General features: G+C 66.0%; 14 protein-coding genes. 4 read left to right on the forward strand and 10 right to left on the reverse strand.

Annotated elements, in window-relative coordinates:
* The 4 genes from cobJ to MF6396_RS21730 all read left to right on the forward strand — a co-directional run.
* On the forward strand, window positions 1-1,398 hold a 1,398-nt coding region (gene cobJ / locus MF6396_RS21715), incomplete at its 5' end, for a precorrin-3B C(17)-methyltransferase (protein ID WP_102063827.1).
* A 128-nt stretch (window positions 1,399-1,526) separates the two neighbouring features.
* Window positions 1,527-2,318 (forward strand): hypothetical protein, encoded by a 792-nt coding sequence (locus MF6396_RS21720; RefSeq protein ID WP_058541565.1) that lies wholly within the window; start codon window positions 1,527-1,529, stop codon window positions 2,316-2,318.
* A gap of 55 nt (window positions 2,319-2,373) precedes the next feature.
* Window positions 2,374-3,099, forward strand: a complete 726-nt coding sequence (locus MF6396_RS21725) for a hypothetical protein (RefSeq protein ID WP_078481543.1) — start codon at window positions 2,374-2,376, stop codon at window positions 3,097-3,099.
* Window positions 3,086-3,739, forward strand: coding sequence for a hypothetical protein (locus tag MF6396_RS21730; RefSeq protein ID WP_043860476.1), 654 nt, complete (start codon window positions 3,086-3,088; stop codon window positions 3,737-3,739). The genes MF6396_RS21725 and MF6396_RS21730 overlap by 14 nt, the downstream gene beginning before the upstream one ends.
* A 3-nt stretch (window positions 3,740-3,742) precedes the next feature.
* Here MF6396_RS21730 and MF6396_RS21735 read toward each other — a convergent pair whose 3' ends face one another.
* From MF6396_RS21735 to MF6396_RS21780, 10 genes are all read right to left on the reverse strand, one after another.
* A complete protein-coding gene (locus MF6396_RS21735; protein WP_043860475.1) occupies window positions 3,743-4,339 on the reverse strand; it encodes a MarC family protein in 597 nt (198 codons plus the stop codon).
* A 39-nt stretch (window positions 4,340-4,378) separates the two neighbouring features.
* Window positions 4,379-7,156 (reverse strand): hybrid sensor histidine kinase/response regulator, encoded by a 2,778-nt coding sequence (locus MF6396_RS21740; protein WP_078481545.1) that lies wholly within the window; start codon window positions 7,154-7,156, stop codon window positions 4,379-4,381.
* A 92-nt stretch (window positions 7,157-7,248) separates the two neighbouring features.
* Window positions 7,249-8,544: a phosphoribosylamine--glycine ligase gene (purD, locus tag MF6396_RS21745; protein ID WP_078481547.1), complete on the reverse strand. Its 1,296-nt coding sequence runs from the start codon at window positions 8,542-8,544 to the stop codon at window positions 7,249-7,251.
* A gap of 123 nt (window positions 8,545-8,667) precedes the next feature.
* Window positions 8,668-10,275 carry a bifunctional phosphoribosylaminoimidazolecarboxamide formyltransferase/IMP cyclohydrolase gene (purH, locus tag MF6396_RS21750; protein ID WP_058541562.1) on the reverse strand — a complete coding sequence of 536 codons (1,608 nt, stop codon included), beginning with the start codon at window positions 10,273-10,275 and terminating at the stop codon, window positions 8,668-8,670.
* 82 nt (window positions 10,276-10,357) lie between these two features.
* Window positions 10,358-10,678: a DNA-binding transcriptional regulator Fis gene (gene fis / locus MF6396_RS21755; RefSeq protein WP_003186237.1), complete on the reverse strand. Its 321-nt coding sequence runs from the start codon at window positions 10,676-10,678 to the stop codon at window positions 10,358-10,360.
* The gene (dusB, locus tag MF6396_RS21760) at window positions 10,675-11,688 is read right to left on the reverse strand and encodes a tRNA dihydrouridine synthase DusB (protein WP_043860471.1); all 1,014 of its coding nucleotides are present in this window, start codon (window positions 11,686-11,688) and stop codon (window positions 10,675-10,677) included. The genes fis and dusB overlap by 4 nt, the downstream gene beginning before the upstream one ends.
* A 207-nt stretch (window positions 11,689-11,895) precedes the next feature.
* The gene (locus tag MF6396_RS21765) at window positions 11,896-13,227 is read right to left on the reverse strand and encodes a DUF3426 domain-containing protein (protein ID WP_058541561.1); all 1,332 of its coding nucleotides are present in this window, start codon (window positions 13,225-13,227) and stop codon (window positions 11,896-11,898) included.
* A gap of 40 nt (window positions 13,228-13,267) precedes the next feature.
* Entirely contained in the window at window positions 13,268-14,146 is an 879-nt protein-coding gene (prmA, locus tag MF6396_RS21770) for a 50S ribosomal protein L11 methyltransferase (protein ID WP_043860469.1), read from the reverse strand.
* Between the two features lie 224 nt (window positions 14,147-14,370).
* Entirely contained in the window at window positions 14,371-15,477 is a 1,107-nt protein-coding gene (locus tag MF6396_RS21775) for an acetoin dehydrogenase dihydrolipoyllysine-residue acetyltransferase subunit (protein ID WP_078481548.1), read from the reverse strand.
* Entirely contained in the window at window positions 15,474-16,493 is a 1,020-nt protein-coding gene (locus tag MF6396_RS21780; RefSeq protein ID WP_078481549.1) for an alpha-ketoacid dehydrogenase subunit beta, read from the reverse strand. Before MF6396_RS21780 ends, MF6396_RS21775 begins: the two co-directional genes overlap by 4 nt.
* Window positions 16,494-16,506 lie beyond the last annotated feature (13 nt).

Raw genomic sequence — 16,506 nt, forward strand, 5'->3', positions numbered from 1 at the left:
CCACTGGGCGGGGTCAACGGGCTGGCCCGCGAGATCGCCGCCGGCCTCGGCGTGGCGCCGGCCATCACCACCAGCGGCGAGCTGCGCTTCGGCACCTGCCTGCTCAACCCGCCCAGTGGTTATGCGCTGGCCGACCTGGAGCTGGGCAAGCGTTTCGTGTCCGACCTGCTGGCCGGTGAAAGCGTGCGCATCGATGGCGCCGCGCCGTGGCTCGAACAGGCGCAACTGCCGCAGAGCGAGCAGGCGCAGCTGGCCATTCACGTGGGCTGCGATGCACGTGAGGCCGACGCCAACGAGCTGGTGATCTACCCGCGCTGCGTGCTGGTGGCCGTGAGTGCCCAGGTGCCGGAGCTGGCTGCAGCGGTGCGTGCGGCGCTGCACCGCGCGAAGATCGCCGAGCCGGCATTGGCCTGCCTGCTGGCGGCCGACAGCGAGATGGCCAGCCCGGCGTTGCACGCGGCAGCGGCCGAGCTGGGCGTGCCGTTGCGCTTCGCCCCGGCGGCCGGCAGCGTTGCCGAGCTGGCCGCGCAGGCCTGGCCGCAGTTGCTGGCGCCGCAGTGCGCAGGCGAGGGCGTGGCGATTGCGGTGGCCGGCCAGCCGATCGACCCGCAACGGATCGGGCGCGCCCGTGGCCGCCTGGCGGTGATCGGCCTGGGCCCGGGCGCCGCCGACCTGATGGTGCCGGCGGTCAAGGCCGAGCTGGCACGCGCCAATGACGTGCTGGGTTATGAAACCTATGTGCGCATGGCCGGCCCGTTCCGCGCCGATCAGGTGCTGCACTGCACCGACAACCGCGAAGAAATGCAGCGCGCACGGCATGCCTTCGAGCTGGCCGCGCAAGGCCGCTCGGTGGTGGTGGTGTCGTCGGGCGACCCGGGCGTGTTCGCCATGGCAGCGGCGGTGCTCGAAGCCTTGCACGAGTCGACGGACCCGCAGTGGCACAGCGTCGAGCTGCAGATGCTGCCGGGCGTCTCGGCCTCGCTGGCCACCGCCGCGCAGGCCGGTGCGCCGCTGGGGCATGACTTCTGCGTGCTGTCGCTGTCGGACAACCTCAAGCCCTGGGACATCATCGAGAAACGCCTGGACCTCGCCTGCCAGGCCGACCTGGCGCTGGCCTTCTACAACCCGATCTCGCGCTCGCGGCCCTGGCAGCTGGGGCGTGCCCTGGAGATCGTGCGCCAGCACCGCACGCCAGCCACCCCGGTGGTGCTGGGCCGTGACATCGGCCGCCCCGGCCAGACCCTGCGCACCCTGACCCTGGGCGAGCTGACGCCAGAGCAGGTGGACATGCGCACCATGGTGCTGGTGGGGTCGTCCACCACCTGCACCTTCGCGCGTGCCGACGGTGGCGAGTGGGTGTACACGCCGCGTTGGTATGGCGCCGGCCGCCCTGGATAGCCACAGGGTCTCGTAGGGAAAAAAAGGTGCGCCTGGAAACGGGCGCACCTTTTTTCATGCAGGCCCGGTGATAGTTTGCAGTGGCCTGGCTGTGCCGCGGCAAACCAAAACTGAACAAGGATGATGTTATGGATAACTCGACTGTGTTTCCCTGCGCGGAAAAAAGCGCTGAATTCTTCAGCAACCTGGAAGTACCGGATCTTCAGCATTCGCCGCTGTCCATGCGCGGGCTGCTGGCCAGTGAAGGGCTCGATGACGAAGCGGGCGAAGTGGCACTGATGACCAGCGAAGGCCCGACGATTCTGACCTTTGCCGACAAGCTGTCGGCGGACAAGCGCCAGATGGCCAAGGACGCCACCCTGTTCGCCGAGATGGTGGCCAACACCTCGGGCAGTATCCAGGAGCAGCCCCTGCAATGGCTGGCAGCCTACCGGGAGGCCATGCTGCACGCCGGCTGGTTCATGACCAGTTCGGACCGTCAGAGCTACAACACCAGCAAGCGCGACATCACCATGGACAGCGTTGTGCTGGAAATCGTCGCCTCGGTGGCCGGTGGCAACGCAGCCGCCATGATCCCGCTGGTTTCCAGGGCCCTCGACAAGCTCAAGGGCGACGAGGACATGATCACCCTGTTCAACAACAACAGCACCGGCGCGAGCAAGGACAGTTGCCGCATTCTGCCGTGCCTTGAAACGGATAACGGCGAAGCCGTGACACTGTTCATAGGGCTTGAATACAACAAGCGTACCGACAAGGGCGGCGCACTGTTCTGGAAGTGGGACAATGAAACCATGGACATCACTCAGGTGGCCACCATGGTCAACTGGAACGAACGTGTCTATCAGCGCAACAAAGACGACATCCACGACTACATGGGTATTTCCTCGGATAACTTCTTCAGGAAAATCAAGAAGAAGTAATTCTACCGGCACCGGTGTCAAGGCGCCGGTGCCGCTATCCTCAAGGAGTCGAGGCATGGCAATGCAGTACGAGACATGGGTCAATGGTGCGCAGCTGATTTCATTTCCCGGCGGGTTGAGCGCACCGGACAGGGATGATGTATTGAACTCCCACTTGCTGGCGCAGGTGTCGGCCAACCAGGACGGCCTGGTCACCGCCAACCCCCGGGCCTGGTTCAAGCGCAATGTGGACGGCCTGGGCCAGCTCATGTGGAGCACCCAGACCGTGCAGTCCGATGTATCCAGGTTCGCCGGCCTGGATGACCTGAGCATCGTCGCGCTGGTGACCAGGCACCTGAAGAAGAAGTTGCCTGCGGCCATCGTGCGGCAGATGACCGACATGCTGGAGCAGATTTGCGAACTGGCCTACGAGCACCCGGCGCGCCAGCTGTTTCGTGCCCAGGTGCTCGCGCACAGCCAGGCCAGCCAGCGCACGGCGATCAACTTCCAGCTCAGTGCGTGTACTGCGCCAGACCAGGTGTTCAGCCTGTTTGTGAGCCTGGCGCTGGTGGTGCCGCTTCAGCAGGACTTTCTGCACCAGACGTTCTGCGGGGTCGACAGCCCGGGCGACGCGCTGTTCTTCTACAGCCACAAGCAGTTGTCGGTTGCGCGCTATGCGCGACTGCGCGACATGACGGTGGCAGCCCTGGAGGACGATGCCGTTGTGCTCAGGCGGGTGGTGCCGCAGGCCAAGGCCAAGGCCGACGGCTCGTTGCAAGGGGGCACCCATGACCTCCACTGAACGTTCGCAGGTGATCGGCGACAACCGGGTGTCGTTCGGTGAGGGCATGGACCCTGCCGACATGCAGGACATGATGGACCTGATGGTGTACGCCGAGATGTACGCCAGCAAAGCGGTTGGCCAGCATGCCTCGCCGCAGGCCTGGAATGAGTTCCACCATGCCTGCCTGCTGCGGCATGGTTGCCGTCTGATCAGCTTTCTGTCGTCGGTGTCCACGGCTGCCCACGACCTGGCGCAGGTGCGTGCCTTCGAGGTCACGGTGGTACAGCGGGACGCCGAGGTGCTGTTTCACCAGGTGATCAGCCAGTCGCTGCGCGACCTCGACCTGGAGACCAAGGCCCGACGCCACTTCGAGTCTTCGGCCATGCCCAGGCGCGACGTGGAGAAGGCCATGCACTGCAAGGTCACGCCCTGTTTCACCGATCGACGCAACCAGCCCATGCTGTGTTTCTGCGGGCTGGTGATGCGCTTTGAAGTGGACGTCGAACACGGCTTTCTGACCGATACCTACCGGCGCTACGTGACCCTGACGCCCCATGGTGGCTGCTACCTGTTCGATCGCCAGGCGTACGCGAGCCATCGCACGTTCGTACTGGCCCAGACCCGGGCACTCTCGGAAGGTTTCTTCCAGGACCGGTAGGGGCTAGAGCACCAGGTAGCCCTTGATCCCGGTGAAGATGATCTGCGCCGCCAGGGCGCACACGAACAGGCCCATCAGCCGGCTGACGATCTGCAGGCCCTGGTCGCCAAGCAGCCGTTCGATGCGGTGCGACAGAAACAGCACCAGGCCAACGGTGAAGCTGGCCAGGGCGATACTCACGATGGCCAGCAGCTTGTCGTCCCAGTGCGGCTGGCTGACGCCCATCACCAGCAGCGCACCGATGGTGCCGGGGCCGACGGTCAGCGGGATGGTCAACGGCACGATGGTCACGTCCTGCTGCACGTTGTCGGTGTTGACCGCCGACTTGCCCTGGGCCATGCCCAGCGCCGAGATGAACAGCACACTGCCGGCGCCGATGCGAAACGCGTCGGGGGTGATGCCGAAGATGCCGAAGATTGCCCGCCCGAACAGGTATAGCAGCACGCTGGCGATCAGTACCGCCAGCGCCACGCGCCAGGCCAGCTGCTTGCGCTCCTTGCTGGAGTGGCCGCGGGTCAGGCTGATGAAGCAGGACAGGACGAAGAACGGGCTGTAGAGCACGAGCATCTTCAGGTAGACGCTGAACAACTCATGGAGCATGGCGTGGGCTCGCGGCAAAGGGGGCGTTGGGCAAGTGTATCAGTGGGGGACGGGCGCGTTGTCGGGCTGCTCGTGGGGCTTACGGTGGGCCACCCAGTATTCGATCAGTTCGCGCAGTTGCGACAGCTCCACCGGCTTGGCCATGTGCCCGTCCATGCCGGCCTGGCGTGCGCGCTCCTTGTGCTCGGCCAGGATGTGCGCGGTCAGCGCCACCACCGGCGTGCGCGGGCGCAGGCTGACCGCCTCCCAGGCGCGCAGCTGCTGGGTGGCCGAGAAGCCGTCCAGCACCGGCATCTCGCAGTCCATCAGCACCAGGTCGTAGCGCTGCGCCTTCATGGCCTGCAGGGCTTCCTCGCCGTTGCTGGCGGTGTCGGGCTCCAGGTTGAGCTTGCCGAGCATGCCGCGGATCACCTTGGTGGAGATGTTGTTGTCTTCGGCCACCAGGATGCGGAAGTCGGCGGGCACGTCCAGCGGGGTGGCCAGGCTGGGCGGCTGCATGCCGCGCATCTGGCCCTTGCTGCGCTGGGCCAGTTCTTCGGCCAGGGTGGTTTTGAGGGTGTAGCCGGCCACGGGCTTGGCCAGGATGCGCTTGACCCCGGCGTTGCGGGCGATGACCTTGCTCGGCGCATTGGTGATGCCGGTGAGCATGATGATCAGGATGTCGTGGTTCAGGCTCGGATCTTCCTTGATCTTGGCGGCCAGTTGCATGCCGGTCATGCCGGGCATGTTCTGGTCGAGCAGCACGGCATCGAAGTAGTCGCGCAGGTGCGCCTTGGTGCGCAGCAGGGCCAGGGCTTCCTTGCCCGAGGGCACGGCGCTCACGTTCATGCCCCAGGCGCTGCACTGCTGCACCAGCACCTTGCGGCAGGTGTCGTTGTCGTCCACTACCAGCACCCGGGCATCGCGCAGCGGGCCGTCGAGGTCGGCGGCGGGCTGTTCGAGGCGCTGCGGGTCCAGCGGCAGGGTCATCCACAGGGTGTTGCCCTGGTTGTGGCTGGTCTTGATGCCGAACTCGCCCTGCATCAGGGCGATCAGTTGCTTGGCGATCACCAGGCCAAGCAGGCCGCCGAGCTTGTTGCTCGACAGCACGTGCTCGCTGTGCAACTCGGCCTGCAGCAGTGCCTCGCGCTCGCTGGGCGGGATCGGTTCGCCGCTGTCCTGCACGGCCAGGCGCAGGCGCGGGCTGCTGCCGCGCTGGTCCAGTGCCACCACCAGCAGGATCTCGCCCTGCTCGGTCTTTTTCAGGGCGTTTTCCAGCAGGCTCAGCAGGGCCTGGCGCAGGCGCGTGGGGTCACCGCTGATGACCCGCGGCACCTGTGGCTGGGTGAAGCTGATCAGTTCGATGTTCTGCTGTTCGGCCTTGGCCCTGAAGATGCTCAGGCAGTCCTCGATCAGGGCGTTGAGATCGAACTGCACGTCATCCAGCTCGATCTGGCCGGACTCGAGCTTGGAGATGTCGAGGATCTCGTTGATCAGGGTCAGCAGCTCGTTGCCGGCACTGTGGATGGTCTGCACATAGTCGCGCTGCTTGACCGACAGCGGGGTGCCCAGCAGCAGTTCGGTCATGCCCAGCACACCGTTCATCGGGGTGCGGATCTCGTGGCTGATGCGTGCCAGAAACTCTGCCTTGGCGTTGATTTCGGCGGTGCTGGCGGCCAGCTCGCGGCTGGCGCTGAAGCGCGCCTCGCTGATGCTGCGCAGGCGCTCGCCCAGGGCCATGTTGAGCAGAAGGCCGGTGAAGGCGGTGAACCCCAGCAGTATGAACAGCAGCCATTCGGTGGGGGTGCGGGTAAGGCCCAGCAGCGCCGGCAGCACCACCAGGCAGCCCAGGTTGAACACCAGCATGGCCAGGCTGAACAGGCGCGCCGGGGCGAAGCCGCGCACCCAGTGGCAAACGGCCGTGATCAGCATGCTCAGGCTGGCCAGGGCCACCAGCGCGTAGGTGGCCAGGTTCAACGGCAAGGTGTCGACGAACAGCAGCAACAGGCCGCCGATGGCGATCAGCAGGATCTCGCCTTGCAGCAGGCGGGCCAGGCGCGGCTGCTGCAGGGGGGCGAAGAAGCGCAGGGTGAAGGCCAGCCCGCAGAGGCTGGCGAGCAGGGCAGTGAGGTAGGCGGCCGGTGTCTGCGAGGTCTGCCAGAGGTTCCACGGCCCGCTCAGGTTGAGCAGGATCAGCGCGCTGAGCAGCATCAGGCTGTGGTAGCCGGCCAGCCACAGGCTGCTGGTGGAGCGCGAATAGCCGAAGCGCACCAGGTTGTGCAGGATCAGCATGCCCATGCAGCCGAACAGCAACCCGAACAGCAGTGGCTGGCGCTGGTCGGCGGCGGCGCTCACGGCGGGCATCAGGCTGATGCCGGGCCGCAGCTGGTGCTCGGAGACCAGCCGCAGGTAGAGGTCCTGGGCCTGGTCGCTGCTCGGCACCGCCAGCAGGTGATCGTTGGTGGTCAGGCTCACCGGGCCGTTGGTGTCCGGGCGGCCGTTGTGGGACTGCTCGATCAGCCGGGCGCCGTCGACCACATACAGGTTCAGGTGCGACAGGTCCGGGGCGAACAGGCGCAGTACCTGTTCGGGCTGGTGTGGGGGCAGGTGGTAATGCAGCCAGAGCGCCTGCTGGGGCTCGGCGGCATCGAGCTGGTTGAGCTCGATGGGACTGAACTGGTTACGGTAACGCTCGGAACGGATGTCGCTCAGTTGGAGGTTGGCCTGATCGTCGAGCAATACCGACCACCCACTGCCCGAATCGGCCGTGGCCGGGAACAGGCAGAGCAGAGTCAGCAGGCTGACGGTGAGTCCAATGGCAATCCTGAGCCAACGCACGAGATATCCCTTCCTAGCCAAATGCCGGTTTGCAACTATGCGCGGCGTGCCAAGCCGAAGGCAAGGCCCCTTTGGAGCCTTGCCGTGTCAGCTTACTCCTGGTGCTCGCCACGTTCACGGGCGATGGCGCGGTAGCCGATGTCGGTGCGGTAGAAACTGCCGTCCCACTCGATTTCGGCGGCCAGGCGGTAGGCCTGCTGCTGCGCGGCTTCGACGGTCTCACCCAGGGCAGTGGCACACAGTACGCGACCACCGCTGGTGACCACCTGGCCGTCCTTGAGGGCGGTACCGGCATGGAACACCTTGCCGGTGAGCTTGGCTGCGGCGTCCAGGCCGCTGATCGGTGCACCCTTGGCGTAGTCGCCCGGGTAGCCGCCGGCGGCCAGTACAACGCCCAGGCTCGGCTGCGGGTTCCACTGCGCTTCGACCTTGTTCAGGGCCTTGGCGAACGCCGCTTCGATCAGCAGCACCAGGCTCGATTCCAGGCGCAGCATCACCGGCTGGGTTTCCGGGTCGCCGAAGCGGCAGTTGAACTCGATGACCTTGGGGTTGCCGGCCTTGTCGATCATCAGCCCGGCATACAGGAAGCCGGTGTACACGTTGCCTTCGGCAGCCATGCCGTTGACGGTCGGCCAGATCACCTGGTCCATCACGCGCTGGTGGACCTCGGCAGTGACCACCGGGGCTGGCGAGTAGGCGCCCATGCCGCCGGTGTTGGGGCCGGTGTCGGCGTTGCCGACGCGCTTGTGGTCCTGGCTGGTGGCCATCGGCAGCACGTTCTGCCCGTCGACCATGACGATGAAGCTGGCTTCCTCGCCGTCGAGGAACTCTTCGATGACCACGCGCGAACCGGCGTCGCCGAAGGCATTGCCGGCGAGCATGTCGCGTACCGCGTCCTCGGCTTCAGCCAGGGTCATGGCGACGATCACGCCCTTGCCCGCGGCCAGGCCGTCGGCCTTGATCACGATCGGTGCGCCTTTTTCGCGCAGGTAGGCCAGGGCCGGCTCCACTTCGGTGAAGTTCTGGTAGTCGGCGGTCGGGATCTTGTGACGGGCCAGAAAGTCCTTGGTGAAGGCCTTGGAGCCTTCCAGCTGCGCCGCGCCCTTGGTGGGGCCGAAGCAGTCCAGGCCGCGGCTGCGGAACGGGTCGACCACGCCGGCCACCAACGGGCCCGCGGGGCCGACGATGGTCAGGGCGACGTACTTCTCGGCGAAGTCGGCCAGTTGGTCCAGGGCGGTGACGTCGATGTCGACGTTCTTGCACTTGGCTTCGGTGGCGGGGCCGGCGTTGCCGGGGGCGACGAAGACAGTCTCGACGCGAGGGTCCTGGGCAACTTTCCAGGCCAGGGCGTGTTCGCGGCCGCCGCTACCGATGATCAAAACGTTCATGTCAAAACCTCGATGACGCTAATTCGGAGAGTAACTGTAGGAGCCGGCGTTGCCGGCGAAGGTCGCACCGCGTTGACCGGGCGGGCCCATTCGCCGGCAACGCCGGCTCCTACACGCAGTGGATCAGTGACGGAAGTGGCGCATGCCGGTGAACACCATCGCGATGCCGGCTTCGTCGGCCGCGGCAATCACCTCGGCATCACGCATCGAACCGCCCGGCTGGATCACCGCAGTGATACCCACCTTGGCCGCGTTGTCGATACCGTCGCGGAACGGGAAGAACGCATCCGAGGCCATGACCGCACCCTGTACCTGCAGGCCGGCATGCTCGGCCTTGATCGCGGCAATGCGCGCCGAGTTCACGCGGCTCATCTGGCCGGCGCCGACACCGATGGTCTGGCGGTTCTTGGCATAGACGATGGCGTTGGACTTGACGTACTTGGCCACTTTCCAGGCGAAGATCAGGTCGTGGATTTCCTGCTCGGTCGGCGCACGCTTGGTCACCACCTTCAGGTCGCCCTCGGTGATCATGCCGATGTCGCGGCTCTGTACCAGCAGGCCGCCGGTGACGCGCTTGTAGTCCCAGGCAGCGGCACGCTCGGCCGACCACTGGCCGCACGCCAGCAGGCGCACGTTGGCCTTGGCGGCCACCACGGCGCGGGCTTCTTCGCTCACGCTCGGGGCGATGATCACTTCGACGAACTGACGCTCGACGATGGCCTTGGCGGTTTCGGCATCCAGCTCGCGGTTGAACGCGATGATGCCGCCGAAGGCTGATTCGGTATCGGTGGCGTAGGCCAGCTCGTAGGCCTGGCGGATGCCGCCCTCGGCGTCCGGGCTGACGGCCACGCCGCACGGGTTGGCGTGCTTGACGATCACGCAGGCCGGCTTGACGAAGCTCTTGACGCATTCCAGCGCGGCGTCGGTGTCGGCCACGTTGTTGTACGACAGCTCCTTGCCCTGCAGCTGGGTGGCGGTGGCGATGCCGGCCTCGCTCGGCTTGGCCTCGACGTAGAACGCCGCGCTCTGGTGCGGGTTCTCGCCGTAGCGCATTTCCTGGGCCTTGACGAACTGGCTGTTGAAGGTGCGCGGGAACTGGCTGCGGTCTTCGGTGCTCAGGGTGTCGGCCGACTGGTTCACGGTGCCCATGTAGTTGGCGATCATGCCGTCGTAGGCGGCGGTGTGCTCGAACGCCTTGAGCATCAGGTCGAAGCGCTGGGCGTAGGTCAGGCCACCGGCCTTGAGGCTCTCGAGTACCTGGCCGTAGTCGCTGGCGTTGACCACGATGGCCACGTCCTTGTGGTTCTTGGCCGCCGAGCGAACCATGGTCGGGCCGCCGATGTCGATGTTCTCGATGGCGGTCGGCAGGTCGCAGCCCGGCTTGGAGATGGTGGCTTCGAAGGGGTACAGGTTGACGGCGACCAGGTCGATCGGCTTGATCCCGTGCTCGGCCATGATGGCGTCATCGGTACCGCGACGGCCGAGGATGCCACCGTGGATCTTGGGGTGCAGGGTCTTGACCCGGCCGTCCATCATTTCGGCAAAGCCGGTGTAGTCGGCAACTTCCACCGCGGCGACGCCATTGTCCTGGAGCAACTTGAAGGTGCCACCGGTGGACAGGATCTCGACGCCGAGCTGTTGCAGCTCACGGGCGAATTCGAGGATTCCGGTCTTGTCGGAAACGCTGATCAAGGCGCGGCGGATCGGCAGGCGGGTAGTCTGGTCGGTCATTTCAGATTCCATAACGCGGTGGAGTCAGCAAAAAAGGCGACCTCATCGAATGGGAGCCGCCTTTTCTGGTGTGGATTCGTTGTTACAGCAGATCGTACTGCTTGAGCTTCTTGCGCAAGGTGCCCCGGTTGAGCCCCAGCAGCTCGCTGGCCTTGGTCTGGTTGCCCTTGACGTAGTTCATCACGCTTTCGAGCAAGGGTGCCTCGACTTCAGAGAGCACCAGGTTGTACACGTCCGTGACAGCAGCGCCCTCGAGGTGCGCAAAGTAGTTGTGCAGCGCCTTCTCCACGCTCCCGCGAAGGGTCTGGCCCTCTTCGCTCGGGGTGTTCAGGTGCTGTTTCAGGTTGACGTTGTCGCTCACGGGCGTTGTTCCACTCACTAAAGTCTCGGTCATCATCGTCATGCGGCCACCCCTTGTCCGTCCTCTGTCTCAAGGCTCTGTTCACGTTCGCGGAAAAACTCGCGAACGTCGGCGCACTGCGCGTGTGTTTCTTCCAAACCATTGAAGCGGGCGCGAAACTCCCTGGCGCCCGGTAACGTTGCCAGGTACCAGCCCACATGCTTGCGGGCGATACGCACACCCATCACATCGCCATAGAAGGCGTGCAGCGCGGCCAGGTGCTCCAGCAGAATTCGTTCCACTTCAGCCAACTGCGGTGCCGGCAACAGCTCGCCGGTGCGCAGGTAGTGCTCGACCTCGCGAAAGATCCACGGCCGCCCCTGGGCGGCGCGGCCGATCAGCAGGCCGTCGGCGCCGGTGGCGTCGAGCACCTGTCGGGCCTTTTGCGGCGACGTGATGTCGCCATTGGCAAATACCGGTATCGACACCGCCTGCTTGATGGCGGCGATGGTGTCGTACTCGGCGTCGCCGGTGTACAGGTCGGCACGGGTGCGGCCATGTACGGCCAGTGCCTGAATGCCTGCCTGCTCGGCGATCTTCGCCACGGTCAGGCCATTCTTGTTGTCCCGGTCCCAGCCGGTGCGGATCTTGAGGGTAACGGGTACGTCCACGGCGGCGACCACCGCCTGGAGGATCTCGTTGACCAGTACTTCATCCTTCAATAAAGCAGAGCCTGCAGCTTTGTTGCAGACTTTTTTTGCCGGGCAGCCCATGTTGATATCGATGATCTGCGCGCCGGCCTCGACATTGGCCCGGGCCGCGGCCGCGAGCATCTGCGCGTCACCGCCGGCGATCTGCACCGAGCGGGGCTCGGGATCGCCATCGTGAATCATGCGCAGGCGCGACTTGCGGCTGTTCCACAGGCTCATGTCGCTGCTGACCATTTCGGACACCACCAGGCCTGCGCCCATTCGTCGGCACAGCTGACGAAAAGGCTGGTCCGTGACCCCGGCCATCGGGGCAAGGATCAGGGCGTTCTGCAGTGTGTATGGGCCGATGCGTACCGCCGACATAGGAGTTCCCTGTTGTGGGGGCCGATCTTAGAGTTCGAAAAAGGGTGGGCATGATACCCGCTCTCGGTGACCGGATAAAGGTCGATCTGGATAAAATATGAACAGTTTGAGCGGCAAGCGACAAGCTTCAAGCCCCAGCCAAAAGCAGGAGTGGCGTGATACCGCGCTTTTCTCTTGCCGCCTGAAGCTTGCCGCTGGTCGCTGGGTTTACTCCGGCGAGCGGAAGCTCAGGCTGTAGTTGACCGCCTTCGGGCCCGGATCGAGGATGTCCAGGGCGATGTGGATCGGGGTCTGGCTGGGCATTTCGGCCTTGCCGGCCAGCTCGCCGCTCAGGTACTCGCCGGGCTTGAAGCGACGGCTGGCGATCAGTTGGCCGTTGAGGTCGGCAAACCGCAGCTCCAGTAGCGGGAATGGCTGCGAGAAGGGCGCACGATTGTAGATGATCGCGTCCACGATCAACGCGCCGGCAAAGTCCGGGTGGCTGCGGACCACCAGGTTGCTGCTCTTGATGCGGGCGATGTCGACCTTGGAAGGCACTTCGCAGCCCAGTTGCGGGCACAGCTGCTGGAACCAGGGGCGGTACTGGTCCTGGCGGGCCAGTTCGTCGAAGTGATAGGCGATGTACTGGCCAGCCAGTGCCGCGCCAGCCAGCAGAGTCAGCAGCGCCCACAGCAGGCGCCGGCCCCAGTGGCTGCGCGGCTTCTGCCAGTCGAGCTGCAGCGGGTCGTCGACGATGTCGACCAGCGCCGGCTTGCGTGGCGAGCGTGCAGCCATCGGGCCAAGGTCGGGTTCGTGGCGGGTATTCGGGGCGTCGTCGAACGCCGGGTCCGGCGCGTCGGGCTCATCGCCCGGGTCGCGTGCCGAAAGGTGCTCGGCCACCACGTCGGGGTCGTGGAGGGGCTGCTCGCGCAGCGGGGGCTCGTCATCCAGGCCGTCCAGGTCCAGCGACAGCGAGGGTTCGGTGCGCTCGCCCGGCAGCGCCACGGTAGCCGGGACGGGTTCGTCGACCAGCGGCGGCTGCGGCGTTGCCTGGGCTTCGCGTTCGTCGGCCGGGCTGCTGAACAGGCTGTCGGTGTACGAGGTGTCGTCCGGGCCGTCGCGCTGGGCGCTGAGGCTGTCCTCGCGGCGTGGCGCCAGGTCGAAGTCTTCGGCCTGGCTGCGCTTGAACTCGCTGATCGGCTGGATTTCGCGTTGCTCCAGGCGGGCGAGTTCCTGGTCGAGGTCCAGTTGGTCGAGGTCGACGTCCAGCGCGCTGGCCGTCCATTCGCGCTGGCTGATCGGCGCGGGGGCCGACGGCGCTGGCTGCGGTGCATGTTCGGGTTCGGCCACCGGCGCAGGCAACGGCGTTGCCGGCGGCAGCGCGGGGGCGACCTGCAGCGCCTGTTGCGCTGCACTCTGCTCCAGCAGCTGCTTGGCGGCGTTGAATACCTGCAGGCAATTGCCGCAGCGCACTACCCCGCGGGCCACACTCAATTGAGTGTGGCTGACGCGAAAGCTGGTCTGGCAATGCGGGCACTGGGTGACGAAACTGTCGGTCATGCGGCGGTCCGGGTTGTGCAGAGTTGTAGTCTAGGCGCAGTTAGCGCCGGCGACCACTGATGCGTACCCAGCCATCGCGCACGGCGATCGGGTCCAGGTCGAAGTCCTTGGCGTAGGCGGCGGCCACTTCATCGCCCTGTTCGGCGAGGATGCCCGACAGCGCCAGCAGGCCGCCGGGGCGTACCAGGCCGGACAACTGCGGGGCCAGCGAGACCAGCGGGCCGGCGAGGATGTTGGCCACCAGCACGTCGGCCTGCATGGCCGGCATGTCCTGGGGCAGGTACAGGTCGAACAGCGCGTCGGCGATGCCGTTGCGCCCGGCATTGTCGCGCGAGGCCTCGATGGCCTGCACGTCGATGTCGGTGCCCACCGCCTTGCGTGCGCCCAGCAGCAGCGCGGCGATGGCGAGGATGCCTGAGCCGCAGCCGAAGTCGAGTACTTCAGTGCCGTTCAGGTCCTGGCCGTCGAGCCATTCCAGGCACAGGGCGGTGGTCGGGTGGGTGCCGGTGCCGAACGCCAGGCCCGGGTCGAGCAGCAGGTTGACGGCGTCCGGCTCGGGGGCGGCGTGCCAGCTGGGCACGATCCACAGGCGCTGGCCGAAGCGCATGGGCTGGAAGTTGTCCATCCAGCTGCGTTCCCAGTCCTGGTCTTCGATCACTTCGGCCTGGTGCTCGGGCAGGGCGGCCCCGGTCAGCAGTTGCAGGTGGGCAAACACTGCCTCGGGTTCGGCGTCGGCTTCGAACAGGGCCAGCAGGTGGGTGTGCGACCACAGCGGGGTAGTGTTGAGGTCCGGTTCGAAGATCGGCTGGTCTTCGGCGTCCATGAAGGTGACGGAGACGGCGCCGACTTCGAGCAGGGCATCTTCGTAGGTTTCGGCTTGTTCCGGGCTGATGGCCAGACGTACTTGCAGCCAGGGCATGGCGGGCACCTTTGGGTAATTCGTGGAGGGCAGCCGCTGGGGACTGCGCGAAGCGCGCCAGTTTACTTGAGTGCGAGGGGTTTGTATCGGGGGCGCTGCAGTGTCTGTACTGGCGTGATCGCGGGTCAAGCCCGCTCCCACAGAGACGGCAGTGATCCCTGTGGGAGCGGGCTTGACCCGCGATCGGGCTGCAGAGCAGCCCTCGAGACACAAACCGGTGCTGGTCAGTGCCCGCGCAAAAACGCCAGCAGTCGCGCATTGACCTGCTCGGCCGCTTCCAACTGCACCATGTGCCCCTGGCCCGGCAGTATCGCCACCTCGGCTGGCAGGCCGTCCACATGGGTGGCCGGGATGATCGCGTCATCGCTGCCCCACAGCACCAGCGTCGGCTGCTGCGCCACCACCGGGCGCAGGTCGTGACGCTGCACGCCGTCGCTGGCCAGTGCGTCGGCCAGTTGTCGCAGGGCCTCGTCCACCCCCTCCAGGCGCTTGAACCTGAGCATGTCCTCGAGCATCTGCCGGGTCACCAGCCCGGGGTCGGAGAACAGCTGCGTCATCTGCGGCTTCAGGGCGTTGCGGTTGGCCGCCGCAACGATGCCCTGCAGGTAGCCGCCATTGATCTCGCGCCCCAGCCCGGCGCTGGCGATCAGGCTCAGCGACTGCACCCGCGCAGGTGCCAGCCGCGCCAGGTTCAAGGCCACCGCACCACCCATGGAGTGCCCGGCCAGGTGCACGCGCCCCAGGTCCAGGTGATCGAGCAGGGCCAGCACGCTCTGGCTCAGCTCATCCAGGTCGCCGCGTTGCAGGTGCTTGCCCGACTCGCCATGCCCGGGCAGGTCGAGGGCGATCACCCGGCGCTCGGCGGCCAGCGCCGGGTGGTTGAACATCCAGTTGTTAAGGTCGCCGCAGAAGCCGTGGATCAACACCAGCGGCGTACCGCCTTCGCCGAGGTCGAAGTAGCGCACCCGGTGCCCGCCCAGCTCGACTTTCTGCGGCGCCGGGCCGCTGTCCTGCTCGGCGCCGTCACCGGGCACGAAATCGGCCTGAAAGCGCTGCACCACCGCATCGATCTGCGCGTCGCTGGCCTCGCCCTCGACCACCACGGCCAGCAGCGCCCCCACTGCCAGGGTCTCGTCGGGCCTGGCGATCTGACGGCGCAGCACGCCGCTGAACGGGGCCTCGACGCTGCTGGAGATCTTGTCGGTCTCCACGTCCAGCACCTCGTCGCCCTTGCTGATGTGCTCGCCTTCCTGCTTGAGCCAGGTGTCGATGCGCCCCTCGGTCATCGACAGGCCCCACTTGGGCATGGTCAGGGTATGGATCTGGCTCATGCCGCGTTCCTCCCTTTCATCACTGTGTGCACGGCAGCCTCGATCTTGGCGGCGGTGGGGATGTAGAGGTCTTCCAGCGCGTCGGAGAACGGCACCGGGGTGTGCGGCGCAGTGACCATCTCGATCGGGCCCTTGAGTGCGCCGAAGGCTTTCTGCGCCACCAGCGCACTGATGTCGGTGGCCATCGAGCAGCGCGGGTTGGCTTCGTCGATCACCACCAGGCGGCCGGTCTTTTCCACGCTTTCGAGAATGCTGTCTTCATCCATCGGGCTGGTGGTGCGCAGGTCGAGTACCTCGCAGTCGATGCCCTGGCGCGCCAGGTTGGCCGCCGCCTCCATGGCCAGGTGGACCATGCGCCCGTAGGTCACCAGGGTGATGTCGTCGCCGTCACGCAAGAAGTTGGCCTCGCCGAACGGCACGGTGTAGACCTCTTCCGGCACTTCGCCCTGCAGGCTGTAGAGCAGCTTGTGCTCGCAGAAGATCACCGGGTCGTTGTCGCGGATCGCCTGGATCAGCAGGCCCTTGGCGTCATACGGCGACGACGGGCACACCACCTTCACGCCCGGGATGTGGGTCCACAGCGACGTGAGCATCTGCGAGTGCTGGGCGGCGGCGCGCAGGCCGGCGCCGACCATGGTGCGCATCACCAGCGGGGTGACCGCCTTGCCGCCGTACATGTAGCGAAACTTGGCTGCCTGGTTGAGGATCTGGTCCAGGCAGCAGCCGGCAAAGTCGACGAACATCAGTTCGCACACCGGGCGCAGGCCCTGGGTGGCGGCGCCGACCGCTGCGCCCACATAGCCGATTTCCGATAGCGGCGCGTCCAGCACGCGGCCGGGGAACTGCCCGTAAAGGCCCTTGGTGACGCCGAGCACACCGCCCCAGGCGTCATTCTCGCCCGGTGCACCGGCACCGCCGGCGACGTCCTCGCCAATGATGAACACCGTGGGGTCGCGGCGCATTTCCTGGGCCAGGGCTTCGTTGATGGCCTGCTGGTAGCTGATTTTTCTCGCCATGATGATTCTCCGA

Origin of the sequence: Pseudomonas sp. MF6396, assembly GCF_002018915.1 — a bacterium.
GTDB lineage: Bacteria > Pseudomonadota > Gammaproteobacteria > Pseudomonadales > Pseudomonadaceae > Aquipseudomonas > Aquipseudomonas palmensis.